Source organism: Yimella sp. RIT 621, assembly GCF_004146205.1.
Classification (GTDB): domain Bacteria; phylum Actinomycetota; class Actinomycetes; order Actinomycetales; family Dermatophilaceae; genus Yimella; species Yimella lutea.
Genome location: NZ_SEIP01000015.1, coordinates 57205 through 80949 on the forward strand (window position 1 = coordinate 57205; position 23745 = coordinate 80949).

The 23745-nt window shown below is 68.1% G+C and carries 28 protein-coding genes and 1 riboswitch; of the genes, 13 read left to right on the top strand and 15 right to left on the bottom strand.

Annotated elements, in window-relative coordinates:
- Positions 1–35: 35 nt before the first annotated feature.
- Positions 36–896, top strand: a complete 861-nt coding sequence (locus EU513_RS13640; protein WP_129626850.1) for a PAC2 family protein — start codon at positions 36–38, stop codon at positions 894–896.
- A gap of 81 nt (positions 897–977) precedes the next feature.
- On the opposite strand, the gene mshC is transcribed toward EU513_RS13640, so the two are convergent.
- The 5 genes from mshC to EU513_RS13665 form a co-directional block, all read right to left on the bottom strand.
- Positions 978–2231, bottom strand: coding sequence for a cysteine--1-D-myo-inosityl 2-amino-2-deoxy-alpha-D-glucopyranoside ligase (gene mshC, locus EU513_RS13645; RefSeq protein ID WP_129626852.1), 1254 nt, complete (start codon positions 2229–2231; stop codon positions 978–980).
- Between the two features lie 76 nt (positions 2232–2307).
- Positions 2308–3117, bottom strand: a complete 810-nt coding sequence (locus EU513_RS13650) for an SCO1664 family protein (RefSeq protein WP_168990284.1) — start codon at positions 3115–3117, stop codon at positions 2308–2310.
- Positions 3095–3634, bottom strand: a complete 540-nt coding sequence (locus EU513_RS13655; protein WP_129626855.1) for a DUF3090 domain-containing protein — start codon at positions 3632–3634, stop codon at positions 3095–3097. Before EU513_RS13655 ends, EU513_RS13650 begins: the two co-directional genes overlap by 23 nt.
- A gap of 22 nt (positions 3635–3656) precedes the next feature.
- Positions 3657–4364, bottom strand: a complete 708-nt coding sequence (locus EU513_RS13660) for an MSMEG_4193 family putative phosphomutase (RefSeq protein WP_129626856.1) — start codon at positions 4362–4364, stop codon at positions 3657–3659.
- Entirely contained in the window at positions 4361–5422 is a 1062-nt protein-coding gene (locus EU513_RS13665) for an LLM class F420-dependent oxidoreductase (protein WP_129626858.1), read from the bottom strand. Before EU513_RS13665 ends, EU513_RS13660 begins: the two co-directional genes overlap by 4 nt.
- A gap of 69 nt (positions 5423–5491) precedes the next feature.
- Here EU513_RS13665 and EU513_RS13670 point away from each other — a divergent pair, with 69 nt between their 5' ends.
- A complete protein-coding gene (locus EU513_RS13670; protein WP_129626860.1) occupies positions 5492–6430 on the top strand; it encodes an aldo/keto reductase in 939 nt (312 codons plus the stop codon).
- A gap of 11 nt (positions 6431–6441) precedes the next feature.
- Here the strand turns inward: EU513_RS13670 and EU513_RS13675 are convergent, their stop codons facing one another.
- Positions 6442–6810, bottom strand: coding sequence for a hypothetical protein (locus EU513_RS13675; protein ID WP_129626862.1), 369 nt, complete (start codon positions 6808–6810; stop codon positions 6442–6444).
- Positions 6811–6849: 39 nt separating this feature from the next.
- On the opposite strand from EU513_RS13675, the gene EU513_RS13680 reads away from it, so the two are divergent.
- Complete coding sequence (locus EU513_RS13680; protein WP_129626864.1) at positions 6850–7035, top strand: DUF5703 family protein; 186 nt, start codon at positions 6850–6852, stop codon at positions 7033–7035.
- 20 nt (positions 7036–7055) lie between these two features.
- On the opposite strand, the gene EU513_RS13685 is transcribed toward EU513_RS13680, so the two are convergent.
- From EU513_RS13685 to EU513_RS13710, 6 genes are all read right to left on the bottom strand, one after another.
- Positions 7056–8384 carry a M20/M25/M40 family metallo-hydrolase gene (locus EU513_RS13685; protein ID WP_129626866.1) on the bottom strand — a complete coding sequence of 443 codons (1329 nt, stop codon included), beginning with the start codon at positions 8382–8384 and terminating at the stop codon, positions 7056–7058.
- Between the two features lie 38 nt (positions 8385–8422).
- Positions 8423–9952: an ATP-dependent DNA ligase gene (locus EU513_RS13690; RefSeq protein WP_129626868.1), complete on the bottom strand. Its 1530-nt coding sequence runs from the start codon at positions 9950–9952 to the stop codon at positions 8423–8425.
- Positions 9949–10260 carry an SRPBCC domain-containing protein gene (locus EU513_RS13695; protein ID WP_129626870.1) on the bottom strand — a complete coding sequence of 104 codons (312 nt, stop codon included), beginning with the start codon at positions 10258–10260 and terminating at the stop codon, positions 9949–9951. The genes EU513_RS13690 and EU513_RS13695 overlap by 4 nt, the downstream gene beginning before the upstream one ends.
- Positions 10261–10390: 130 nt before the next feature.
- Complete coding sequence (locus EU513_RS13700; RefSeq protein WP_129626872.1) at positions 10391–11179, bottom strand: M57 family metalloprotease; 789 nt, start codon at positions 11177–11179, stop codon at positions 10391–10393.
- A 224-nt stretch (positions 11180–11403) separates the two neighbouring features.
- Positions 11404–12006: a cadmium resistance transporter gene (locus EU513_RS13705; RefSeq protein ID WP_048695616.1), complete on the bottom strand. Its 603-nt coding sequence runs from the start codon at positions 12004–12006 to the stop codon at positions 11404–11406.
- Positions 12003–12362, bottom strand: a complete 360-nt coding sequence (locus tag EU513_RS13710) for a helix-turn-helix transcriptional regulator (RefSeq protein WP_006590980.1) — start codon at positions 12360–12362, stop codon at positions 12003–12005. The genes EU513_RS13705 and EU513_RS13710 overlap by 4 nt, the downstream gene beginning before the upstream one ends.
- 193 nt (positions 12363–12555) lie before the next feature.
- Here EU513_RS13710 and EU513_RS13715 point away from each other — a divergent pair, with 193 nt between their 5' ends.
- From EU513_RS13715 to EU513_RS13745, 7 genes are all read left to right on the top strand, one after another.
- Positions 12556–13152, top strand: a complete 597-nt coding sequence (locus EU513_RS13715; protein WP_010534181.1) for a recombinase family protein — start codon at positions 12556–12558, stop codon at positions 13150–13152.
- A 7-nt stretch (positions 13153–13159) separates the two neighbouring features.
- On the top strand, positions 13160–14557 hold the full coding sequence (locus EU513_RS13720) for a Mu transposase C-terminal domain-containing protein (protein ID WP_129626874.1): 1398 nt from the start codon (positions 13160–13162) through the stop codon (positions 14555–14557).
- Positions 14554–15372 carry an AAA family ATPase gene (locus EU513_RS13725; protein ID WP_037161208.1) on the top strand — a complete coding sequence of 273 codons (819 nt, stop codon included), beginning with the start codon at positions 14554–14556 and terminating at the stop codon, positions 15370–15372. Before EU513_RS13720 ends, EU513_RS13725 begins: the two co-directional genes overlap by 4 nt.
- 342 nt (positions 15373–15714) lie before the next feature.
- Positions 15715–15811, top strand: a riboswitch (TPP riboswitch).
- Positions 15803–16630 (top strand): hydroxyethylthiazole kinase, encoded by an 828-nt coding sequence (thiM, locus tag EU513_RS13730; protein WP_072626064.1) that lies wholly within the window; start codon positions 15803–15805, stop codon positions 16628–16630. Its footprint overlaps the riboswitch before it by 9 nt.
- Positions 16627–17274, top strand: a complete 648-nt coding sequence (gene thiE, locus EU513_RS13735) for a thiamine phosphate synthase (protein ID WP_006590956.1) — start codon at positions 16627–16629, stop codon at positions 17272–17274. The genes thiM and thiE overlap by 4 nt, the downstream gene beginning before the upstream one ends.
- Positions 17271–18116 (top strand): bifunctional hydroxymethylpyrimidine kinase/phosphomethylpyrimidine kinase, encoded by an 846-nt coding sequence (thiD, locus tag EU513_RS13740; RefSeq protein ID WP_006590957.1) that lies wholly within the window; start codon positions 17271–17273, stop codon positions 18114–18116. The genes thiE and thiD overlap by 4 nt, the downstream gene beginning before the upstream one ends.
- Positions 18113–18814 carry a TenA family protein gene (locus EU513_RS13745; RefSeq protein ID WP_129626876.1) on the top strand — a complete coding sequence of 234 codons (702 nt, stop codon included), beginning with the start codon at positions 18113–18115 and terminating at the stop codon, positions 18812–18814. The genes thiD and EU513_RS13745 overlap by 4 nt, the downstream gene beginning before the upstream one ends.
- Positions 18815–19027: 213 nt before the next feature.
- Here EU513_RS13745 and EU513_RS13750 read toward each other — a convergent pair whose 3' ends face one another.
- The 3 genes from EU513_RS13750 to EU513_RS13760 form a co-directional block, all read right to left on the bottom strand.
- Complete coding sequence (locus EU513_RS13750; protein ID WP_006590959.1) at positions 19028–20266, bottom strand: HAD-IIA family hydrolase; 1239 nt, start codon at positions 20264–20266, stop codon at positions 19028–19030.
- 290 nt (positions 20267–20556) lie between these two features.
- Positions 20557–21189 carry a recombinase family protein gene (locus tag EU513_RS13755; RefSeq protein WP_017824194.1) on the bottom strand — a complete coding sequence of 211 codons (633 nt, stop codon included), beginning with the start codon at positions 21187–21189 and terminating at the stop codon, positions 20557–20559.
- Between the two features lie 99 nt (positions 21190–21288).
- Positions 21289–22503, bottom strand: coding sequence for a TniQ family protein (locus EU513_RS13760; RefSeq protein ID WP_240796064.1), 1215 nt, complete (start codon positions 22501–22503; stop codon positions 21289–21291).
- A 10-nt stretch (positions 22504–22513) separates the two neighbouring features.
- Between EU513_RS13760 and EU513_RS13765 the strand changes: the two genes are divergently transcribed.
- The 3 genes from EU513_RS13765 to EU513_RS13775 form a co-directional block, all read left to right on the top strand.
- Complete coding sequence (locus EU513_RS13765) at positions 22514–22651, top strand: hypothetical protein (protein ID WP_239701841.1); 138 nt, start codon at positions 22514–22516, stop codon at positions 22649–22651.
- The gene (locus EU513_RS13770) at positions 22648–23403 is read left to right on the top strand and encodes a cation diffusion facilitator family transporter (RefSeq protein ID WP_239701840.1); all 756 of its coding nucleotides are present in this window, start codon (positions 22648–22650) and stop codon (positions 23401–23403) included. The genes EU513_RS13765 and EU513_RS13770 overlap by 4 nt, the downstream gene beginning before the upstream one ends.
- On the top strand, positions 23400–23745 hold a 346-nt coding region (locus EU513_RS13775; RefSeq protein WP_239701839.1), incomplete at its 3' end, for a DUF3703 domain-containing protein. The genes EU513_RS13770 and EU513_RS13775, both read left to right, overlap by 4 nt.

Sequence of the window (23745 nt, forward strand, 5' to 3'; positions counted from 1 at the left end):
CGGACGGGCAAACCAGGGATGAAGGGACGAATCACGTGATCGAGATCGAGGACATCCCACTGCTCGACGATCCCATCATGATCGCCGCGTTCGAGGGCTGGAACGACGCCGGCGAGGTGGCAACGAGCACCGTCGCGCACCTGATCGAGGTATGGGACGCCGATCTGGTCGCGGCGATCGACCCCGCCGAGTACTACGACTTCCAGGTGAACCGGCCACGTGTGGTCGGTGGTCCCGAATCACGGCAGATCGAGTGGCCCACGACCCGGGTCTACCTGGCCCGTGACACCCCGCTCGACCGCGACGTCCTGCTGGTGCACGGCATCGAGCCGTCGTTCCGATGGATGCAGTTCGTCCAGGAGTTGCTGTCGCTCGCCGTGGAGTCCGACATCTCCCTGCTCATCACGCTCGGCGGACTACTGGCCGACGTGCCACACCGTCGTCCGATGCCGGTGTCGGTGACTGCCGAACATCCGGACATGCAGCAGCGCTACGACGTCGAGCCCAGTGAGTACGAGGGCCCGGTCGGCATCGTCGGCGTGCTGACCGACACCGCCAATCGCACTGGTATCTCGAGTCTTTCGGTCTGGGCGGCAGTGCCCCACTACGCCGCGACCGCCCCGTCCCCGAAGGCGACATTGGCAATGGTGGTCAAGCTCGAGGAACTGCTGGACACCGTGGTCGACCGCGGTGAACTTCCGGACGAGTCAGCGGCGTGGGAGCGCGGCGTCGATGAACTTGCCGCCGCCGACGAGGAGATCGCCGAGTACATCGAGGCCCTCGAACGGGCCCAGGCCACCACCGACCTGCCCGAAGCCAGCGGCGACGCGATCGCTCGCGAGTTCGAGAAGTACCTGCGCCGTCGCGACGAGGGCGGCCCCGGCCCTCGCCCCTGAGGGAACGCAAAATGCATGAGGGCACTCCGTATACGGAGTGCCCTCATGCATCGAGAGTCATCGTCGGCGTGTGGCCCGTTGTCAGAGGGCGATGCCGAGGGCGGCGTCGATCGCGTCGGTGACGCGCGGTGAAGGGCCGGCGTCGGCCCGGACGTGATCGGCCGCCCACGCGTCCATGGCCTGCAACGCGGCGGGTGCGTCGAGATCGTCGGCGAGTGCAGCGGTGATCGCGTCGGCGAGTTGGTCCGCATCGTCATCGCCGGCTCGGGACGCGACGTCGCGCCAAGTCGCCAGGCGCTCCTTCGCACTCTCGAGCTGGTCGTCGGTGTACTCCCAGTCGAGGGCGTAGTGGTGGTCAAGGACGACCAGGCGCACGGCCATCGGGTCGACGCCCTCCGCGCGTAGTTGGGAGACCTTGACCAGGTTGCCCAGCGACTTGCTCATCTTCTCGCCGTCGTAGGCCACCATCGCCTGGTGGGCGTAACGGTGCGCGAACGGGCTCTTCCCGGTCAGCGCTTCCGCCTGGACCGCTGACATCTCGTGGTGGGGAAAGACGAGGTCGGTGCCGCCGCCCTGCAGGGTGAATCCCATGCCGAGGTGGTCCAGCGCGATCGTCGTGCATTCCAGGTGCCAGCCGGGGCGTCCGGGGCCGAGTTCGACTCCGTCCCAATGGGGTTCGCCCTTGCGCCAACCGCGCCAGAGCAGCGGGTCGAGCACGTCGCGCTTGCCCGGGCGGTCGGGGTCTCCCCCGCGGTCGGCGAACACTTCCACCATCTGCTCGCGGTTCCAGCCGCTTGTTTCACCGAAGCTGGGCTGGCCCGACAGGTCGAGATAGAAGTCCTGGACGCCGTCCTGCCCGGCTTCGGACGCGTCCACCGGCAGGCCGTACGCCACGCCTTCCGCGACCAGTCGCGAAATGACCTCGACATGGCGAGGCATCGTCTCGACGACGCCGACGTAGTGCTGGGGCGGAAGGTTGCGCAGGGCCTCCATGTCGGCGTGGAAGATGTCGATCTCACGCTGGGCGAGGTCCTGCCAGTCGATGCCGTCGCGCGCTGCCCGTTCGAGCAGCGGGTCGTCGATGTCGGTGACGTTCTGTACATAGGTGACGTCGTGGCCGGCGTTGCGCAGTGCGCGGATCGCGAGGTCGAAGGTCACATAGGTGGCGGCGTGCCCGAGGTGCGTCGTGTCGTACGGGGTGATCCCGCAGACGTATACGCCGACCGGGTCGTTCGTCGGGACGACCTCGAGTTCACCGGTGTGTTCGTCGCGCAACCGCAGGGCGGGTGCCGCTTTCGCCAGGCGGGGAAAGGACGGCTGAGACCAGGACTTCACGGCGTAGAGCCTAGTTGTCGGGCGGGCTTGCTCACGAGACGGTCGGCTGAGCCGTTCACCACAGTGCCACCACGGGTCACCACAGTGGCCACGGCAGCGGATGCCGGTCCTCGGGCACCTCGGGCATCACGCCGTCGGCGAGCAGGCCGTGCAGCCTTTCGTGCAATGCCTCGATCTCAGAGAGCGTGAGCAAGGGCTCCAACTGCGCCACAAGCCCGCCGTCAAGTGCCTCGGAAAAGCGTTGCAGCGCAGCGATATCCGTCGCGGCGATGGGCTCACCGGCGAAGCCCCAGAACACCGTCCGCAGCTTCTCCTCCTCGTGGAAGCACAGGCCGTGATCGATGGCCCAGAACGTGGCGTCGTCCGCCAGCAGCGCACTCGCCTTGCGGTCGGCGTTGTTCAGCAGTGCGTCGAACACCGCGAGCGTACGCAGGCGCGGGGTGTCGCTGTGCGAGACGACCAGCGGTCGATCTGCCTCGTCCCGGACGGCGAGCACCGGGACGTTGCCGTCCGGGACGTCAGCCGGCGCGTCGATGCGGACGAAGTCGGGGTCCTCCCGCCCCTCGAGCGGTCCGACCCACTGCTGAACGGTGCCCGGCCCGAGCGGCCCGTCCCGCAGGACCGTCCTGGGCACGAAGTTCCAGCCGGTGGCGTCCGAGACGTACGAGGCCGCCAGCTCGCGTCCGGCGAGGGACCCGTCGGGGAAGTCCCACAAGGGTCGTTCGCCTCGAATCGGCTTGTAGACCGCGGCTGTTCGCTTCTCACCCTCGCCCACCCAGACACGCAGCGCGACATTGGACGCATCGACCAGCCGCCCTTCGATCTCCAGGTCGCTGTCGGCCAGCAGCCGCAGCACCTGGTCGTCAGCGCTTGTATCCGTTGGCACGGGGACAGACATGGCCGTTCGGGTCCAGCGGGTCGCCGCAGAGCGGGCACGGCGGACGGCCCTGCTCAAGCAATGCCGTTGCACGACGGGTGAATTCGCGCGCCATCTGCGGCTGCACCGCGACGCGGAGCGTGGTGCTGTCGGGTTCGTCGACGGCGACGGACGGTTCGCCCGATTCATCCACCTCGACCGACACGGTGGAATCGAGGCACTCCACGATCACGCGCAGCGTCTCCGGATCCCAGGCAAGCGTGAGGGTGCCCACCCGGAATTCATCATCGATCGGGGTGCTCAGTGGCTCGTTGTCCGGTTCCATGACCGGGACGTCAGCGGTGGCGTCCAGTTGGTCGAGCAGTTCATCGATCCGCTCGGCAAGCATCGCGACCTGCGCCTTCTCCAGCGACACGCTGGTGATCCGGCGGCCGTCGACGGCCTGCAGGAAGAAGGTGCGCTGGCCCGCAGGGCCGACGGTGCCCGCGACGAACCTGTCGGGGTCCAGGTACTCGATCAACGGCATGTACCGACCCTAGCGCCGCGCCTCAGCCCTGCGCGGTCGAGCCACCGCCGACAGTTGCCTCGGCGTCCTTCGCCTGATCGGGCTTCGGCACGAGGTCGGCGGGATCGCTACCGGTGTCGTTGATCCGCAGCACGAACGGCCGCGTAGCGGTGAGGCGTACGGCGCTAAGCGAGGCCGGACCGACGGTGATGCGCTGGAACTGGTCGATGTGCTCACCGAGACATTCGGCGAGGATCGACTTGATCACGTCGCCGTGGGACACCAGCGCCCACACCGCGTGCGCACCGACCTGTTGCTCGAAATGTGCGTCGTAGTGCCGCATCGTCTCAACCGCTCGCAACTGCATCTGGGCGATCGACTCGTGCCGGTACTGCTCGCTCGCAGGAAATGTGGCCGCGCTCGGGTGATCCTGCACCGTGCGCCAAAGGTCTTCCTTCGCCAGCTCTTTGAGCGGCCGGTTCGTCCAACCGCCGTAGTGGCACTCCCCCACGCCCTCGTCGACCGTCACCTCAACCTCACGCCCGGAGACGATCGCGTCCGTCGTCTCACGGCAGCGCTGCAACGGGCTGGTCACCACGCCGGCCAACGGAACATCGCGCAGCCGTCGGCCGAGCGCGGTCACCTGCTCCTTGCCGGTGTCGTCGAGACCGACACCCTCGGTCCAGCCGGCCAGCAGCCCGGCGGCGTTCGCCGCGGTCCGCCCGTGCCGCAGCAACAACACGGTGGTCACGAGGAACGCAGTCCCTCGTCGTCCATCAATCGTGCGATGAGTCCGAGCAGTTCGATCCGCTCCTGCATGCTGTCCATCCACGGCGAAACCGCGAGCGTCGTCACGCCGGCTTTCGCATAAGCACGCAGCCGGGCGCGGATCGCTTCTGCGTCTGCAACCATCGCGGTGCGTTCGATGAACTCGCGCGGCACGGCTGCGCCCGCGTCGCGGTGCTGCTTGGCCAGGAACAGATCCTGGACGTGGTCTGCGTGCTTCTCGAAGCCCATCCGGGTGGCGAGCGCGTGATAGAAGTTCTTGTCCCTCGAGCCCATGCCACCGATGTAGAGAGCGGCGTGGCCGCGCAGGCGATCGGCTGCGGCGTCGACGTTGTCGGCCATGCTCACGTTGACGGAGGCGACGACGTCGAACCCGTCCATGGTCAGGTCGGACTTCGCCCGGCCGCCCGCGATCGTCTCGAGTTGCTCGGGCAGGTATTCGGGGCTGACGAAGATGCCGATCCAGCCGTCAGCGATCTCGCCGGTGAGCGCGAGGTTCTTCGGACCGAGCGAGGCCAGGTAGATCGGCACATTCTCCCGTTCCGGCAGCAAGAGCAGCCGCAGAGACTTGCCCGGGCCGTCCGGCAGCGGTAGATGGAAGTGCTTGCCGTGGAACTCCACGTTCTGACGACCGAGTGCCTGCCGGACGATCTCGACGTACTCACGGGTGCGACCCAGCGGATCGGCGAACCTGACACCGTGCCAGCCCTCGCTGACCTGCGGCCCGGAGACACCGAGGCCCAGGTGAAAGCGTCCGCCGGTGATCCGGTCGAGCGTCGCGGCGGTCATCGCGGTCATCGCCGGACTGCGACCCGGAATCTGCATGATCGCGGCGCCATACCCGACGTGCTCGGTGTGGGCAGCCAGATAACCGGTCAGGCTCGGGATGTCGGAGCCGTACGCCTCCGCCAGCCAGACGACGTCGTACCGATGCTCGTCGGCGGCCTTCGCCAGGGCAAGCATGCCGTCGAGGTCGTCGGTGCCGGTCGTTCCCCAGTAGCCCACATTGAGCGCAAGTCGCATGTCTGGAACGGTACTCGCCCCACGGTGCGTCAGCGGGGTCGCCCGCGTGGCCGCCGATAGGTTGGGGCCATGCTTTCGCGCTCCCTCGGTCGCAGCGGACTGACCGTCTCCACGCTCACTCTCGGCACGATGAACTGGGGCACCCAGGTCGACGAGGACGACGCGCGCCTGTTGCTCGAGGACTATCTGGACGCCGGTGGCACCACGATCGACACCGCGTACGGGTACGCCGACGGCGGCAGCGAGACGATCATCGGGTCCCTCATCGAGGGCCTGCACCGCGAGGACCTCGTCCTTGTCGGAAAGGCCGGTATCTCGCGTCGTACCGGGCAGCGGGTGGTCGACACCTCCCGTCGTGCGCTGCTGACCCAGTTGGACGCGTCCCTCACCCGACTCGGCACCGAGCATCTGGACCTCTGGCTGGTGCACAGCTGGTCGGACGAGGTGCCCTGGCAGGAGACGCTCGGAGCGTTGGAGTGCGCGGTGACGTCGGGCAAGGCCCGCTACGTCGGGGTTTCCAATTACTCGGGTTGGCAGTCGGCGATCGTCGCCGGTGAGGCGCAGCGACTGCGAATTCCCTTGGTGGCCAACCAGGTTCAGTACAGCCTGCTCGACCGGTCGGCCGAGGCCGAGATTCTGCCGGCTGCAGACGCGCTGGGGATCGGGGTGATGGCGTGGTCACCGTTGGCCGGTGGGGTGCTCACCGGCAAGTACCGCGGTGGCGTCCCGGCCGAGAGCCGGGCGAGCTCGGGCGATCACCCGCGCTGGGCCGCTCAGATGCTCGGTGCGGCGGACGGGCCTGTGATGAAGGCCGTCGCGACGGCGGCTGACGGGCTCGGCGTCTCGCAGACCGAGGTGGCGCTGGCGTGGTTGCGCGAACGTCCGGGACTCAGCAGTTGCGTCGTGGGAGCTCGTAAGCAGACCCAGTTGCGCACCGCGCTCGCGTCCCAGCGGCTCGACATCGCCCCGGCGATCCGTCAGGCGCTCGACGAGGTCTCCGCGCGCTGAGGAGCTGCTGACTACTCCGACTCGTAGTCGATGTCGTCGACCTCGAACCCGCGGTACGGCTCGTCGTCGTCATCGTCGTCATCGAACTCGCTCAGGTCGACCTCGTCATCGTCGTCCTCTTCCTCATCATCTTCGTCTTCGTCTTCGTCTTCATCGAGGTCGTCGTCGAAGTCGTCCTCGTCGGCGGGCAGGAAGAAGGGGGTATTGAGCCCGTACGCCTCGTACAGCGCATCCTCGTAGGTCTCGAAGGCGTCGGCGAGCGAGTCGGCGGCCTCCTGGACATGGGGGTCGTCGTTGCCGCGTCCGCTGGACGCGAGTTCGAAATGCCGTTCCACGGCGTTGATGAAGCAGGAGAGGGCGGCACGCGGGTCGACGCTCATGCACCGAACGCTATCGGCTCTGACGCACAATAGGCAGCGATGACCGAGTATGAGTACCAGGTGCTGACGTTCCCGCGAGACGTGGAGCGCTCCGTCGTGCGCCAGACGCTGACCGATCACGCCGAGTACGGGCATTGGGAATTGGCCCGCACCCGGCTCTATCTGGGCGGTCTGCGCAAGGTGTGGTTGCGGCGCCGGATCATCCGGGTGCGCCGCACCGCCTGAGTTCGATCGGTCGGCGCCGGTCAGCAGTCGCGCATGAACTCACCGAGCACGTCGGCTCCGAACCGTAGCGATTCCAACGGAACTCGCTCGTCGATGCCGTGGAACATCGGCGCGAAGTCGAGGTCGGCCGGCAGCCGCAGCGGGGCGAACCCGTAGCCGACGACGCCCAGTTTCGCGAGCGACTTGTTGTCCGTGCCACCGGAGAGGCAGTACGGCAGCACGGCCGCGTCCGGGTCCTGGGTGGCGAGTGCCCGCTTCATCTTGTCGACCAGCGGTCCTTCGACCGGTGCGTCCAACGCGATGTCCTTGTGCACGATCTGCACCTCGACGAACTCACCCGCGAGGCGTTCGATTGTGCTCATCAACTCGTTCTCGTGGCCGGGAAGGAACCGGCAGTCCAGGCTCGCCGACGCTGATTGTGGAATGACGTTGTGCTTGTAGCCGCTGTTGAGCATCGTGAAATTGGAGGTGTCGCGCAGCGTGCCTTCGACGAACCCCCGTGCGCCGCCGATGGTCGCGAGCAGCTCGCCCGCGTCGTCCGGCGAGTAGGTGATGCCGGTGATCTCGCTCAGGCCGTCGAGGAGCAGCGAGACGCTGGCGATGTACTCGCGCGGCCAGTAGTGAGCGTTGATGCGTGCGATCGCCTCTGCGAGTCGGACCACGGCGTTCTCGTCGTTCGGCACCGATCCGTGACCGGCCCGTCCGTGAGCCACCAGACGCAACCAGGCGATGCCCTTCTCGGCGGTCTGCAACAGGTAGACGCGCTGCTGTCCCCCGGCCTTCTTGGGCACCGTGACGCTGTAGCCGCCCACCTCGCTCACTGCTTCGGTCGCGCCCTCGAACAGTTCCGGACGGTGCTCGACCAGCCAGTTCGCGCCCTTGGCTCCGCCGGCCTCCTCGTCGGCGAACATGCCGATGATCAGGTCGCGCGGCGGTTTCCTGCCGGAGCGGACGAGTTCGCGCACGTTCGCGATGATCATCGCGTCCATGTCCTTCATGTCGACCGCGCCGCGTCCCCACACGCAGTCGTCCTTGATCTCGGCGGCGAACGGATCGACCTGCCAGTCCTCGGCATTCGCGGGCACGACGTCGAGGTGGCCGTGGACGACCAGCGCACCGCGCGAGGCGTCCTCACCCTCGATACGGACGACGACGCTCGCGCGGCCGGGCTCACTTTCGATGAGTTCAGGATCCAGGCCCACCTCGGTGAACTCCGACATCACGTACTCGGCGGCCTTGCGCTCGCCGGGGCCTTTGTCGTTGCCGTAATTGCTGGTGTCGATGCCGATGAGGTCCTGACAGATACGCACGACCTCGTCCCGCGCTCGGGTCTGCTGCTGATCGTTCATCGCTGCTCCTGCGTCTACTTGCCGGTCTCGTCGGTCTGCTACCACTGTGCCAAACGCCGTACCTCGTCGATCGTGTCGGCCTGCTCGGCGGTCTTGTCGTCGCGGTAACGCAGCACTCGCGCGAACCGCAGCGCGACTCCGCCGGGATACCTGGTCGATTTCTGCAGGCCGTCGAACGCGATCTCGACGACCTGCTCCGGACGCACCCGCACCACCCAGTCGTCGCGGTCGGTCATGAGGTCGGTGAACCGCTCGGTCTGCCAGGCGAGCATCTCGTCGGTCATTCCCTTGAAGGTCTTGCCGAGCATGATGAAGTCGCCGGTGTTCGGGTCACGGGCGCCCAGATGGATGTTCGACAGGAAGCCCTTGCGTCGACCGCTGCCTTCCTCGACAGCGAGCACGACGAGGTCGAGCGTGTGACGTGGTTTCACCTTGACCCAACCGCTGCCCCGGCGTCCGGCGGCATAGACCGAGTCGAGGCGTTTGGCGACCACCCCTTCGTGTCCTCGGCCCACCCAGTCCTCGAAGAACCCCTGCGCCGCAGCGGAATTCGTCGGACGGACCGCAGTCACGACGTGCTGTTGCGGCACCAGGCGTTCGAGTCGCTCTCGTCGGACGTGCAGCGGTTCGTCGACGAGGTCGTCTCCGTCCAGATGCATGAGATCGAAGAACAACGCGGTGAGCGGGACGTTGCGGCGTAGTTCGTCGGGGTCGGCGCTGCTGGCCGTGCGAGCGCCGGTCACCTGGAACGGTTCGGGGCGACCGTCGGGACGCAGGGCGATGGCCTCGCCGTCGAGGACCGCCTCCTTCGCCGGTAGTGCGCGCACCACCTCGACCACGTCCGGAAGTCGGGCGGTGATGTCGTCCAGGCTGCGGGTGAACAACCGGACCTCGTCACCGATCTTGTGTGCTTGCAGGCGAATTCCGTCGAGTTTCACCTCGACCGTCCACTCCCCCGGCTCCTCGACCACGGACTCCACGTCCGGACTCGACCCCGCGAGCATCGGACGCAGCGGGCGCCCGACCTCGAGGCGCACCTCCTCGAGAGCAGGCGCCCCGCCGTCCAGTGCGATGGCCGCCACTGGGCCGGTACGACCAGCCAGCATCACGGCCCGCCGCACGTCGGTCTCCTTCACCTGCGCCGCGGCCGCGATCGCTTTGAGCATGACTCCGTCTCCCGCGCCTTGACGAGCGTCGCCGAGCAGCAGTCCGGTCAGCAACCGCCGTTCTTGTTCGGTCAGCCGACCCCACAACTCGTCGAGCATCTCCCGGCGCCGGGTGTTCGACCCGGTGCCACGCAGATCTTCCATCCGGGTGAGCGTCGCGTCCAGGTCGAGGACGTCGACCGTAGCTTCCTCGACCGCATCCGAAGGGTTCGAGCGCAGCGATCGCCCGCCGATCCCGACCCTGCGCTGCGGCAGCGTGCCGGCGAGGTAGTCGGCGATCACCGCACGCTCGTCGGGCCGGGCCTCACGCAGCGCCTGCGCGATCAACGCAACCTTCTCGTTGCGTGACTGCGTGGCGCTGACCCGGCGCGAGACGTCCGCGACCTGCGCGAAGAGGGTCATCGGGCGCCCGGGCTGACCAACTCGTCCAGCTGGTCCAGACGCTGCGTCCAGAGCCGCCGCATCTCGTCGGGATCGTTCGAGATCTGTTGCTGAACAACGAGTTTCGAACCGGCCGGATTCGGTTCGAAAGTCACCACGAGCGCCTCGTCCGCGGTCGTCACGCGCTCGTCGGGCACGACCTCGACGAAGTCAGGTTCGGGTTCGCTCGTGCCCCACCAGGTGGCGAGTTCGACCGCGTCGGTCCACGCCCGGAACAGACGCCGCGGCGCAGTATTGAAGACCCGCTCGATCTCGACGGTCTCAGTCATGGTCCACTCCTGGTCACTCGGTCAGATGGCTCCATCTTCCAGCACAGTTGCCACCCGACAACGGTTCGCGGGTGCCGCGCTGTCGAGCAGCGCCGCACCCGCGGACCCAGAAGGAGAAACGAGGTTCGGATCAGCCGTAGACCTTCTTGACACCCGTGACGTCGTCCGGGCTCATCGACAGATCGCTCGAGGCGCCGTTGCACTGCGGGTAATGCATGATGGACGAAGCGTCGTACGGCGTCAGCGGCGACCAATTGTTGTCCTCGAAGCAGGTGCCGGCCTCGGGACGGGTGTGCTCGTGACGGAAGCCGAGCGTGTGGCCCAGTTCGTGCGCCATGATGTTCGACGGTGTCCAGGAGGCTGCGCTGAACAACTGACCTGTGTTCACCAGGACGTTCCGCTCGGACTTGCTGGAGCTCGGGAAGAACGCACGGGCGATGTAGGAGGAGTTGGAGGCGGCCGGCTCGACCGAGAACACCACATTGTTGTTACTGGTCGAACAATTGGCGTCCTGGCTGGAGTCGTGGATGAAGTCGATGCCGGACGACGCCGACTCCCACTGGCCCGCCCCCGACTGCATCGCGGCCGCGACATCGGCGTGCTCGCTGCCGAACTTCGTCGAGACGCAGTAAGTCGGGCTCCTCGCCTGGGTCGCGGTCCACTTGTCGTCGCCGGTGTAGGTGCGGTTGATGATCAGACCGTCCTTCTCGGGCGGAGTGGTCATCTCGGTGTAGTAGTCCTTGAGTTTGCCCTTGTTCGAGAGCGGTTCGTCACCGTTGACGATGTACTGCTTGTCCGTGTCCTGGTAGGTGCTCGCCGCGAACTCCTCGAAGCTCGGCGCGGCCGATGCGAAGGACGCCCCTGCGACGCCGAAGACGGCGACGGTCGCAGCGGCGACACGGGTGATGCGGTGACTCATCGGAAAGGATCCCTTCCTTGTGGGGCCCACCGGACAGGATTGAGCGGTGAGCGGGATGTGCACCGAGGCTAGGATGTGGCTTCGTTCGCTTGGTGGCGGGGTTTTTGCAGCGCTCCGTGGCGGTCTTGTTGCCGCGATCACGCAGGACTGGCTGCAGGTAGGTGTCGCGGTCTGAACCGAGAGGGGTGCGCCCGGTCGGGGCCGTTTGGATCGCTGCCGCTACGTCAGAGTCCGAAGGCTCCGCCGCTGACGAGGATCACGATGCCGAGGCCGATGAGAACGATGGGGAAGAGGATGTGCTCCCAGCGTTCGAGCACTTCGGCGATCGGGGGGCGGGTGGCGACGAACTTTGCCAGGGCCACCAGGACCGCGACGAGCGCGAGGAAGATGATGCAGTAGGCGACTACTGCGAGAGGTTCCACGCTGAGGAAGACAGGGGTGTAGACGCCGATGTTGTCGCCGCCGTTGGCAAGGGTGACGCCTGCGACTGTCCACACGCCGACCTTCTTGCCGGCAACCTTGACCTCGTCGTCATCGTCGTCATCGTCTCCGCGCCAGGCCTGCCATGCGGCCCAGAGGCCGAGGCCCAGAGGGATGAGACCGAAGTACGGGATGGCTGCCGAGGGCAGGAATGCTCCGGCACCGATAGTCACCAGGACCGCGGCACCGAGGATGCCGGCGAATCCGAGGTACTGGCCGGCCAGAATGCGGGCGGTAGTGCCGCGCTGGCCTGCCCCTCGCGCGAAGAAGAGGGAGAGCACGATGATGTCGTCGATGTTGGTCGCTGCGAACAGGCCCATCGCCTGCAAGACCGAGGTGAGGATCATGCGCCCTCCCCAGCTGCGTCGCATCCGGGAAGCGAGCAGGCGGGATCGATGCACGGGGCGTCTTCGTCCACTGCCAGGGTGGCATCGACCAGTGCCGTCAGCGCCTGCGCCAGGTGCGAATCGGCGATCTCATATCGTGTCCGACGACCCTCGGGCTCGGAGACGACGATCCCGCAATCGCGCAGGCATGCCAGGTGGTTGGACACGTTCGGGCGTGTCAGGTCCAGATCTCGGGCCAGTTCCGCCGGGTAAGCGGGATGGTCGAGCAGGGTCAAGATGATCCGGGATCGAGTGGGGTCGGCCAGTGCACGACCCAGGCGGTTCATCACGTCGAGACGCGAAGCAATAGTCAGCATGGACTGAACTATACAGCGCGCACTGAACACTCGGTCACAGGCGTCAGCCCAGATCGCATGCCCGTAAGGGGAACCCTCACCGGACACCACCGCTACTTATCGAGAGGAACGACGGCACGCCTGGCGGGCTGTCCCGTAAGACCCGTCCGGTGAACTGTCCGGTGAAGGGAGGCTATATGACACACTGGGGAGCATGTCCCCCTTGAAGGTCGGCTATGCCCGAGTCTCCACCGACGAGCAGGACCTGACCGCGCAGCGTGACGGACTCGCGGCGTTCGGCGTCGATCCCAAGCGCATCTACGTCGATCACGGGCTCACGGGCCGCAACGCCGACCGTGAGGGACTGCGGCAGGCGCTGGCAGCGTGTCGGGACGGCGATACATTCGTGGTCACCAAGCTCGATCGGCTGGCGCGTTCGGTCCGTGATGCCCACCAGATCGCCGACGACCTCGCGGCGCGGGAAGTGAAGCTGAGCATCGCCGGATCGGTGTACGACCCGACCGACCCGATGGGGAAACTGTTGTTCAACGTGCTGGCGATGGTCGCCGAATTCGAAGCCGACCTCATCCGTGCCCGCACCCGCGAGGGGATGAAGGTCGCCAAGGCCAAGGGCCGGCTGCGCGGGAAGTCACCGAAACTCACCCCCCGGCAAGAAGCTCACCTCGTCCAGCTACATGCCGCCGACGAGCACACCGTGGGCGAGCTGGCCGAGCTGTTCAGCGTGGGCCGCTCCACGGTCTACCGCGCCCTTCAGCGCGCCGAGCGCGGGCGCGAGAACGCCTTGCAGTAGGTGCGTCGTGGACGCTCGAGCGCGGTGGCGAATCCTCAGGCTCCACGTCGAGGACCAGGTGCCCCTCGCGCGCTTAGCTCGCGAGACCGATGTTGGGCTGCGGACCCTGGAGCGCTGGCACGCCCGCTACCGCGCCGACGGCTACGCCGGACTGGAGACAGCCTCGCGAGCGGACACCGGCTCCCGCCGCCTTCCGCCCGACCTCGTCCACCTGATCGAGGGCCTGGCACTGAGCAAGCCGCGGCCGGCCATCGCCACCATCCACCGCAAAGTCACCGGCATCTGCGCCGCCCGGAGATGGCCGGTCCCCTCCTACTCGGTGGTCTGGGACATCGTGCGGACCCTGGATCCCGGCATGGTCACCCTCGCCCTGGAGGGCGCAGCGTCCTACCGCGACAAGCACGAGCTGGTGCTACGCCGGCAAGCAGAGCTGCCCAACGCGATGTGGCAATCCGATCACACCATGCTCGACATCCTGGTGGTGGGCACCGACGGCAAGCCCGCACGGCCATGGCTGACAACGATCCTCGACGACTGCTCCCGGGCGGTCTGCGGCTACACAGTCTTCCTGGGCGCACCGTCGGCGATGAGCACCGCCCTGGCGCTGCGCCAAGCGATCTGGCACAAGACCGACCCGGCCTGGCCGATGTGCGGCCTGCCCGACGTGCTCTACGTCGACCACGGCAGCGACTTCACCAGTGACCAGCTCGCCCACACCGCCGTCGACCTCCACATCCGACTGATCCACTCCACCGTCGCCCGACCCCAGGGACGGGGCAAGATCGAGCGGTTCTTCGGCATCATCAACACCGAGCTACTCGCCACCCTGCCCGGACACATCACCGAAGGGCACCCCTGGCCGACACCGAAACTGTCCCTGGCCGCCCTCGATAGCGCCCTGGAGGCGTTCGTGGCCACCTACAACGACCGCACGCACAGCGAGCTCGGAACCTCCCCGCGCAGCGCGTGGATCGCCGATGGCTGGCTGCCCCGAATGCCCGAGAGCCTGGAAGACCTCGACAGACTGCTGTTGACCGTCGCCAAGACCCGCGTCGTGCGCCGCGATGGCATCCGCTTCCAGGGTCTGCGCTACGTCTCGCCAACTCTGGCCGGCTACGTCGGACGCTCGGTCGTGATCCGCTACGACCCCCGCGACATCACCGAGATCCGCGTCTTCGATCACGACGAATTCGTCTGCAAGGCCGTCAACCAAGAGCACCACGACCAGAAGGTCAGCCTCAAGGAGATCCAGGCCGCGCGCAACGCCCGCCGCCGGGCGCTGCGAGCCGGCATCAACGAACGCATCGCCCTCGTGGCCGCACCTACCGAGACGCCACGGATCACCGAAGCACCGGCTCCGGCGCCGAGGTCGGCGTTGAAGATCTACAAGGAGGACCTCAGGTGAGCCAGCGCTTCATCGTCACCAAGGAGCACCGCCGCTTCACCGAGTTCGCCGACGCCGTGCGCCGCGGGCACACCATCGGTTTGTGCTTCGGATCAGCCGGCGTAGGAAAGACACTCTCCGCGCGCCGCTACGCACACTACGAGAAGGCTCATGACCTGCTGACCTACTGGGGGCCGCGCTCCGACAACGACGCCAAGATCTACGCCGCCTTGAACCGGAGCCGCACCGTGCTCTACACCCCCAGCGTGCTGACCACCCCGCGGACCCTGAAGGACGAGCTGACCCAAGCCATCACCCGCACCAACATGTGCATCGAGCAGCACCTCGTACCTCCCGGCACGGCCACTCCCGAGGCCTGGGGATGGCGACACGGCAGGAACTACGTGGAGCTGATCATCGTCGACGAGGCCGAACGACTGCGTCCCGCCGCTCTGGAACTGCTGCGCGATCGCTACGACCGCGACGACATCGCCCTGATCCTGATCGGCATGCCCGGCCTGGAGAAGCAGTTCAGCCACTACCCCCAGTTCTACAGCCGAGTCGGCTTCGCCCACCAGTACCGGCCCCTGGGACAAGACGAACTGCTGTTCGTCCTCGAGCGACACTGGCGATCCCTCGGCAAGACCCTCGACCCCGACGACTTCACCGACGCCCAAGCCATCGCAGCCATCGCACGGATCACCCGCGGCAACTTCCGGCTCCTCGAACGCCTCTTCCCCCAGATCCAGCGGGTCCTGAAGATCAACGAACTCGACACCATCACCAACGACGTCATCGAAGCCGCACAGAGCACCCTGGTCATCGGTGTCACCTGACCCCGCCACGAAGCGACCGAAGAACCCCGCCATTCAGCAGACGAAGTCACACATTCGGACGCACTGTGGCGCGGCCAGCAGAGATGACCGATGTGTCCTACTGGGGTGTACCCCAGATGTCAGTTTTCGAAGTCCACTGCACGAGTGTCCGAAGTCGACTGCACATTTTAAGGTTGCGCAGCCGTTGTCTGGTGAGGCGCCATGGTGAGGGCTGCGGCGGCCAAGGAACGCCGTAGCGCAGCCGGGCACTGGTGACAGCACGCCCGGACGGTCCGAGGCGCGACCCTTTTGCGATCGCTGAAGCGAGGGCACGGTGCTGGGAACGGTGCGGATGTTAAGCTGGTGAATGACGCGGGGTGCCGTGCTGGTACGGCTGAGATCACACCCGTTGAACCTGATCTAGTTCGTACTAGCGAAGGGAACGTCGCCGATGTCGGCACCTTCTTCCGTCCCTACTGTCCCACTCGATGCTGCCGCTGTGGGCGAGGCCTTGGCTGCGATGCGCGGGCATGCCCCGCTGGTGCAGTGCCTGACCAACGTCGTCGTCGCTCAGTGGACAGCGAACGTCCTGCTCGCGGTCGGCGCCAGTCCGTCGATGGTGGACAACCCGGAGGAAGCCGGGCCGTTCGCCGCCGTCGCCGACGGGGTCCTGGTCAACCTCGGCACGCCCCAAGAGGCGACGGTGGCTGCGATGCACGGCGCGGTCAGTGCCGCCGCGGCGGCCGGCACCCCGTGGGTGCTCGACCCGGTCGGGGTGGGTGGGCTCGCCTGGCGCAGCCGGGTTGTCGTCGACCTGCTCGCCCACGCCTCCCCGGCACTCGTCCGTGGCAACCCCTCAGAGATTCTCGCTTTCGCCGGTGGGGGCAGCGGTGGGCGGGGTCCGGAGAGCGTCGACGCCGCCGAGGATGCCCTCGACGCCGGCCGGGCGCTGGCCCGGGAGCACGGCACCATCGTCGCGGTCTCCGGGGAGGTCGACCACCTCACCGACGGCACCCGGCTGGTGCGGGTGGCCAACGGCCATCGATGGTTGACCCAGGTCACTGGCGGTGGGTGCGCGCTGGGCGCGCTCATGGCTGCCTTCGCCGCCACCACCGACGACCCGCTCCTGGCCGCCACGGCCGCGACCGCGACGTACACCGTGGCCGCCGAGGTCGCGGCCGAGCGTGCCGCCGGGCCGGGGAGCTTCGCCGTTGCGCTGCTGGACTCTCTCGCCACCCTCAACCCGCAGGAGCTGACCGAGAAGGTGGTGCTCCGGTGACCCGCCGACCGGTGAACCTCAGCCTCTACCTGGTCACCGACACCGGTTTGTGCGGCCCACGGGGGGTGCCCGCGACCGTGCAGGCTGCGGTCGCGGGCGGAGTCACCGTGGTGCAGTTGCGTGACCCGGGCGCCACCGACGCCCACTTCGTCGCCCTCGGCGTGGCGGTCCGCGAGGTGCTGGCGGGGACCGGGGTGCCGCTGATTATCGATGACCGGGTCCACCTCGTTCAGGACATCGGCGCCGACGGCGTCCACGTCGGTCAGCGCGACATGCCGCCTGCTCAGGCCCGGCAGTTGCTCGGGCCGGACGCCATGGTCGGGCTGTCGGTCAGCACGATCGAGCAGGTTCGCACAGCACGCGGGCTCGGTGACGGCGTCTTGGACTACCTCGGCGTTGGACCGGTGTGGCCGACGGCGACCAAGCCTGACCACGGCACTCCGATCGGCCCGGGCGGGGTGGCTGCGGTGGCCGCCGCGAGCCCGTGGCCGGTCGTCGCCATCGGCGGCATCACCACGAAACGCACCGGCATGCTGCGCCACAGCGGCGCCGCCGGCGTGGCGGTCGTCTCGACGGTGTGCGCCGCGGAGGAACCAGCCGTGGCGGCCGCGAGCCTGCGGGCCGCGTGGGACGGGCAACCGTGAACCCCCGCCCACCGATCGCGCTGACGATCGCCGGCTCCGATCCCTCCGGCGGGGCCGGTATTCAAGGCGACCTCAAGACCTTCTCCGCACTGGGTGCCTACGGCACCGCGGTGCTCACCTCACTGACCGCCCAGTCCACCCAGGGAGTCACCGGTGTCCACGTCGTCCCCGCGGACTTCGTCCGCGCCCAGCTGGACACCCTCGTAGACGACGTGGCGGTTGACGCCGCCAAGATCGGGATGCTCGCCTCCGCGGCCACCATCGAGACCGTCCTCGCCTTCCTCGACAAGCGCTCCGACGCGGTGCCGGTTGTGGTCCTCGACCCCGTCATGGTGTCCACCGCCGGTTCCCGGCTGCTGGCCGAGGACGCCGTCGAGCCGATGCGCCAACTCCTGCCGTACGTCTCCCTCATCACGCCGAACGTCCCCGAGGCCGCCGTGCTGCTCGACGCCGACCCCGCCGAAGACCTCGACACCATGCGCGCCCAGGCCATCGCGCTCCGGGAGCTGGGCGCCGCGCGGGTGCTGGTCAAGGGGGGCCACCTCGGCGGCGACGCACACGCCACCGACCTGTGGCTCGACGACGCGGGCGAGCAGCTGCTGACCGGCCCGCGGGTAGCCACGGTCAACACCCACGGCACCGGGTGCGCCCTGTCCTCCGCGATCGCCGCACTCGCCCCGCGCACCGGGTCCCTGCTAGAGGCCACCCGCCAGGCCAAGACTTGGCTCACCGGCACCCTGCGGGCCGCCGACGCGCTCCACATCGGCCACGGACCCGGCCCCGTGCACCACTGCCACGACATCTGGAAAGACGAGAACGACTGGAAGGACAGCGACCGATGACCAGCCCACACACCTCCATGCCCGAGACGATTCGCGACCACGACGACACTGGCGTGTTCAGCACCGTGGCGTGGCATCGCACGGCCAGGGTCCGCGAGGCGATCGACGCGCTGCCCTTGTTGCACCAGCTGAGCGACGCGACCCTGGCGGAAGAGACGTTCCGGCACTACCTCGCCCAGGACGCGCTCTACCTGGCCGACTACGGCCGGGTCCTGGCCGCGGCCGCCGCTCAGGCCCAGGCGTCGGAGGAAATAGCATTCTGGGCGCAGGCCGCGCGGGAGGTGGTCGAGGTCGAGCGGCAGCTGCACGCCACCCACGTCACCGACCTCACCGCCGCCGAGCCCTCACCGACCACGGTTGCCTACACCTCCTACCTGCTGAGCCTCGCGACAGCGGGAAACTACCCGGTCCTCGCGGCCGGCATCCTGCCGTGCTTCTGGGTCTACGACGACGTCGGCACCCGTTTGAAGGCCGCCGTCGGTGACCTGAGCACGCACCCGTACGGGGACTGGATCGCCACCTACGGCGATCCAGACTTCACCGCCGCCACCGACACCGCCCGGGACATCGTGGACCACCTCGCCGACCAGGCCAGCCCCGGCACACTGGCGCGCATGCACACCGCGTTCCACCGCGCCACCCAGTACGAGTGGATGTTCTGGGACGCCGCCCACCGGCAGGAGACCTGGCCCATCTGAGGTCATTGGTCGGTGCGCCCTTGGGCGCGCGCTCATCATGATCTTTCGAGAGCTGGTCGCCGCCCTGGAGACTCCTACCGTCCGGTGGTGTTGCTCGGACGGTGGGAGACCGGACCCGGGGTTGATCAAGGTAAACGGCGCGCTCAGGCCGGTGCTCCGCACGAGAAGCGCCAGCGCTTTTGACACCATGCGCCCCGAAGGGGATGCGTCCTATCAGTCGATGAGTCCTGTGTCGCCTGAGAGGGCGTCGGTGAGCCACCGCGGGTGCATGGGGAGCAACGGTGCCGGAAGCTCATCCGGGGAGAAGAAACCCGCCTGTGAGGTCTCCACACCATCAGGGTGCATCTGACCGCCGCGCGGGAGGCAGGCGAAGGTGGTGGTGACGAACTGGGTCACTCTCCCGTCGGGATAGGCGAAAACCTGCGAGGCGGGGTCCGAGTACACCCCCACCAGCCGCTGCACTTGCACCTGCAAGCCGGTCTCTTCGGCGACCTCCCGCACCGCCGCCTGGGCGGCAGTCTCGCCCACCTCGACGTGTCCCGAAGGCAGTCCCCACAGCCCGTTGTCCAGCCTGCGCCCCAGTAGCACGCGCCCGGCCTCGTCGAAGACCACCGCGGCCACACCCGCCCGCACCTCGTCCGGCCACGGGTACGGCGACGGGCGCATCGGGCCGATGTCAAGGGCCGGATCAAACAGCCCGGCCAGGCCCGTGACCGTGGCCTCCGCAACGGTGGGATCACACTGCCGACGGCCGCTGCTCGGCGTCGCGGGAGCGACGAGGATCGCCGGCAGGCCCGCGCAATGCGCCCCGACGACGTCCGTAGCCGGGGTGTCCCCCACGACCACCACTCTCGTCGTAGCAGGGAGCCCGCGCTGGGCCAGGCGGAACATCTCCGGTCCCGGCTTGCCGACCACGACCGGTCGGCGCCCACTGGCGGTCTGGATCGCTGCGACGACCGCGCCGGTGGCCGGCCACGGGCCGCTCGCTGTGGGGAACGTGGCGTCCACGTTCGTGGCCACGAACGGCACGCCGGTACGCAGGAGGGCGGTGGCCTGGGCGAGGTCCCGGTAGGTCACCGTCTCGTCGCAACCGACCACCACCGCCTCGGCCCCAGACCCCTCCACGGATTCCACGCCTTGGGCCGCGAGTTCGCCGCGGAGGCCATCACTGCCCACCACATAGGCGCGGGTAATGCCCTGCTGGCGCAGCCAGCACGCCGTAGCCCACCCGGAAGATACGATCTCCTCGACGGTGGCCCTCACGCCCAGGCGGCCCAGACGGTGGACCACGTCTTTGCGGGACGGGCGGGGATCGTTGGTCACGAACCGGACCACCCGGCCCCGACTCCGCAGGCTGGCCAAGGCTTCGGTCACGCCGGAAAGCAAGGTGTCTCCGACGTAAACCACGCCGTCAAGATCAAGCAGAAAAACATCGAACTGGTCAACGAGCACAACAACCTCCGAGGTCAAGGGACAGTCAGCGCGCATGCTGGCGCTGAGCCATCCCCCTCGGGCATTTTGTGCCAATAGGTGCCCTCCCGCCTGTTCGGCGGAAGCTGCAGCGCTCGGTCACAGACCCCCAGCCGGCTGGGGCGGAACCCTAGCTGCCTTCTCCCGGCTCGCCCACAATCCTAACCGACCCGACACGAAGTAGCTGAGCGGTGGAAGTCCCCCCGCGGGCGTGCGAGAGTCGCGGGAACGTACCCCGCTCATTGACGTTCGTAGGTTCCGGACAACAGAGGTTACCTGGCTACCTTGCTGCGGTCCTTGGCCAGGAGCTTGCGTCCGTCCTCGCGGAGTTCGCCGGTGGGTGAGACGTGGCGGTAGAGGGTCTGGCGGGTGATGCCGAGTTCCTTGCAGAGGTCACCGACGTTGGTACCGGGCTTTCCCATGGAGGCCATGGCGAGGCGGAGCTTGGCGGGGGTCATCTTGTAGGGGCGTCCGCCTTTGCGGCCGCGGGCCCGGGCGGCGGCTAGGCCGGCGATCGTGCGTTCGGAGATGAGTTCGCGTTCAAACTCGGCCAGGGCGGCGAAGATGCCGAAGACGAGCTTGCCGGATGCGGTGGTGGTGTCGAGGGCCGCGCCTTGCCCGGTGAGGACCTTCAGGCCGATGCCGCGTTGGGTGAGGTCGTGGACGATGTTGACCAGGTGACGCAGGTCGCGGCCGAGCCGGTCCAACTTCCACACCACCAGGGTGTCCCCGTGACGTAGGGACTTCAGGCACGCCGCAAGCTCGGGACGGTCCTCCTTCTTGCCCGAGGCCCTGTCCTCGTACAGAGCCTCCGGGTCGACGCCCTCAGCTAGGAGCGCATCCCGCTGCAGGTTCGTGGTCTGCGATCCGTCGGCCTTCGAGACGCGCATGTAGCCGACCAGCACGAGGTGCCTCCCATCTATCACTTATACGACCGTTTACGTGACAGCACCGGTGCCGCCAGCTCGCTGAGGGTCAATGCGTCACGTAACTAGTCACCTAATCTACGTTACGCGAAGGTGGTCCGCTGCTGAATAAGTGACAGTCGCGTCCGAGCCGGTCCGAGTCTTTGGTGGATGCGTCTCGGCCAGTGTCGGTGGAAGGTGGCCGTCGGGGATGCCGGCGGTGATCAGGTCCTCGCGGGTGCGCTGGAAGCTTGTCTCGCTGCGGGTCATGGAGGTGAGTCCGGTCAGCAGCTGCCGGCCGGCGGCGGGGTCGTGTCGGGCGAGGGAGATGGCCTCGTCCATCGCGTCTCTGGCTTCTTTCCAGTAGTCCCGCCGTGCGGGGGCCGGTGGGGTGCCGTCAGGAACGGGCCGATGAGGCTCGGGGGTCAGGAGCTGGGCGAGGGTGCCGTGGCCGAGGATGTCGCCGGTTTCGATTAGGTCCAGGGCGGTGGCGGCGGCGTCGAGGAACGTCTGCTGTTTTGGCCAAGGAAGTGCCTCGTAGCAGCGCCAGTGACCGACGAAACCGGCACGGACGGGGTGGCCGGCCCTCTGCCAGATGTGGTCCATGGTGCGCCGGGACCGGATGCGCAGCTTCGAGTACGGGGTGGACAGCTCGTCGATGAGCGTGCGCAGCAGACGGAACCAGACCCCGACGTGGACCGGTCGGCGCAGCAGAGTGAGCGTGCCCATGCGCAGGCCCTGGTGCGTGCGCCGATCCATGGCAAGGGCGGCTTCCGAGGGCGCGGAGGCCGTCATGTCCGCGGGTCCCCAGCCGAGGAACGTGCCGGCGGCACCGATGGTCGGCGTGAGTGTGCAGCCGTGCTCGGGGCAGCTGAGCGTCAACGGCAGCTGAGAGACCACAGTGAAGGCCGGCGCCGTCGTCATGCAGTGGCGGCAGGCGCGACGCAAGGGGCCGGAGGCCGGCAACCAGGCGCGCCAGCCGGGTACCGGGCGGTGGCGTCGTTCCTTGGCAGTCAGGAGCAGCGAGTCCTGATGGACGTAGGTGTCGAACGCCGCCCCGGGCTCCGGCTCTGGGCCGAGGGTATCCAGCAGCCAGGGCACCTGCCCGGCGATGGTCATCCGGCGCACGTCGCCGAGAGCAACGCCGGTGCGTTCTGACAGCGCCAGCAGCACTGAGGTCGGCGGGTCCCAGTCCAGATCGCCGCGCGTGCGGACGGGGTCGGTTCCGGGCGGGGCGAGGTCGTGCCGGAGCAGTTCCTCGACCTCCATGTCGTAGAGCGCGGCCAGCCGGTGCACCCAGGACGAGAGTGCCACCGCACACCTGATGACCAACACCGACACCGACGCCCACGCTGTCCTCGACCAGGCCGGGCAGCTGCTGCGAACCGAGTTCGGCGTCGAGCACGCCACCTTGCAGGTCGAGCCCACCACCCACACCCAGTGCAAGGAGATGACCTGGTGAGCACCTGGACCACCCTGGCCAGCCCGCAGCGGCGTGCCACCCTCATGCGGCGCGCGCAGCTGCTCGCCGCCGCATCGGTGGCGTACAACCTCGTCGAGGGCGCCATCGCCATCACCGCCGGCGACCTCGCCGGGTCCTCCGCCCTCGTCGGGTTCGGGCTGGACTCCCTGGTCGAGGTCTCCTCCGGCCTGGTCATCCTCTGGCAGTTCCGCCACGCCCTGCCCGAGTCCAGAGAACGGGCCGCGCAGCGGCTCATCGCGCTGTCCTTCTTCGCCCTCGCCGCCTACCTCACCATCGAGGCCGGCCACGCCCTGCTCACCGACGCACAACCCGAGGACAGCCCGGTCGGCATCGCCCTGGCCGTGGCGTCCCTGGCCGTCATGCCCTTGCTGAGCCGGTGGCAGCGCCGCACCGGCCGCGAGCTCGGCTCGGCCGCCGTCGAGGGCGACGGCACCCAGACGCTGCTGTGCACCTACCTGTCCGCGGTCCTGCTCGTCGGCCTGGTCCTGAACGCCACCCTCGGCTGGTCCTGGGCCGACCCGGTCGCCGCCTTGGTCATCGCCGCCATCGCCACCCGCGAGGGCTGGGAGAACTGGAACGGCGAGGACTGCTGCGCCCCTGCCGCGCTGACCGCCACTGGCCCCACCACCGCCGACGACGAGGGTGAGGCCGGAAGCTGCGCCGGCGACGCCTGCTGCACCCCGACCGCCCCGACCACGTCAGATGACCCGCAGAAGGAGGGCTCCCGATGAGCCGTCGCATGCCGGACACCGTCCGCGCCGCGTTCGAGACCGAGCTGGCCGCCGCGCGCGCCGCCATGACCGGCGAGCAGCGCTGGGCCGCGCTCGAGCGGGCCCACATCCTGTCCCAGCCGTGGGCGTGGCCGCACACCCGCGCGCACGCCGTCATGCTCGGGCTCGCATGGCGTGAGCACGACCGCCGCGAAGCCGCCGGCCAGGTGATCCGCCTCCTGGTCGCCGCGCCCGGCTCCGCGCTGGGCCGCTACCCCGAGGGCAACACCGGACGCGCCCGCGTGCCCCTGACGCAGCCGATGCCGATACCGGCCGACCTCGCCGACATCCTCGCCGCCCGCT

Bases quoted from the DNA above. Each gene is read 5' to 3' on its own strand.
- EU513_RS13655 (WP_129626855.1), bottom strand. From the start codon at position 3,634: ATGCCGTTGATCGAGTACCTGGACCCCGACAGGTTCGTCGCGGGCACC.
- EU513_RS13665 (WP_129626858.1), bottom strand. From the start codon at position 5,422: ATGCGACTTGCGCTCAATGTGGGCTACTGGGGAACGACCGGCACCGAC.
- EU513_RS13670 (WP_129626860.1), top strand. From the start codon at position 5,492: ATGCTTTCGCGCTCCCTCGGTCGCAGCGGACTGACCGTCTCCACGCTC.
- EU513_RS13675 (WP_129626862.1), bottom strand. From the start codon at position 6,810: ATGAGCGTCGACCCGCGTGCCGCCCTCTCCTGCTTCATCAACGCCGTG.
- EU513_RS13680 (WP_129626864.1), top strand. From the start codon at position 6,850: ATGACCGAGTATGAGTACCAGGTGCTGACGTTCCCGCGAGACGTGGAG.
- EU513_RS13685 (WP_129626866.1), bottom strand. From the start codon at position 8,384: ATGAACGATCAGCAGCAGACCCGAGCGCGGGACGAGGTCGTGCGTATC.
- EU513_RS13690 (WP_129626868.1), bottom strand. From the start codon at position 9,952: ATGACCCTCTTCGCGCAGGTCGCGGACGTCTCGCGCCGGGTCAGCGCC.
- EU513_RS13695 (WP_129626870.1), bottom strand. From the start codon at position 10,260: ATGACTGAGACCGTCGAGATCGAGCGGGTCTTCAATACTGCGCCGCGG.
- EU513_RS13700 (WP_129626872.1), bottom strand. From the start codon at position 11,179: ATGAGTCACCGCATCACCCGTGTCGCCGCTGCGACCGTCGCCGTCTTC.
- EU513_RS13705 (WP_048695616.1), bottom strand. From the start codon at position 12,006: ATGATCCTCACCTCGGTCTTGCAGGCGATGGGCCTGTTCGCAGCGACC.
- EU513_RS13710 (WP_006590980.1), bottom strand. From the start codon at position 12,362: ATGCTGACTATTGCTTCGCGTCTCGACGTGATGAACCGCCTGGGTCGT.
- EU513_RS13715 (WP_010534181.1), top strand. From the start codon at position 12,556: ATGTCCCCCTTGAAGGTCGGCTATGCCCGAGTCTCCACCGACGAGCAG.
- thiM (WP_072626064.1), top strand. From the start codon at position 15,803: ATGTCGGCACCTTCTTCCGTCCCTACTGTCCCACTCGATGCTGCCGCT.
- EU513_RS13745 (WP_129626876.1), top strand. From the start codon at position 18,113: ATGACCAGCCCACACACCTCCATGCCCGAGACGATTCGCGACCACGAC.
- EU513_RS13765 (WP_239701841.1), top strand. From the start codon at position 22,514: ATGACCAACACCGACACCGACGCCCACGCTGTCCTCGACCAGGCCGGG.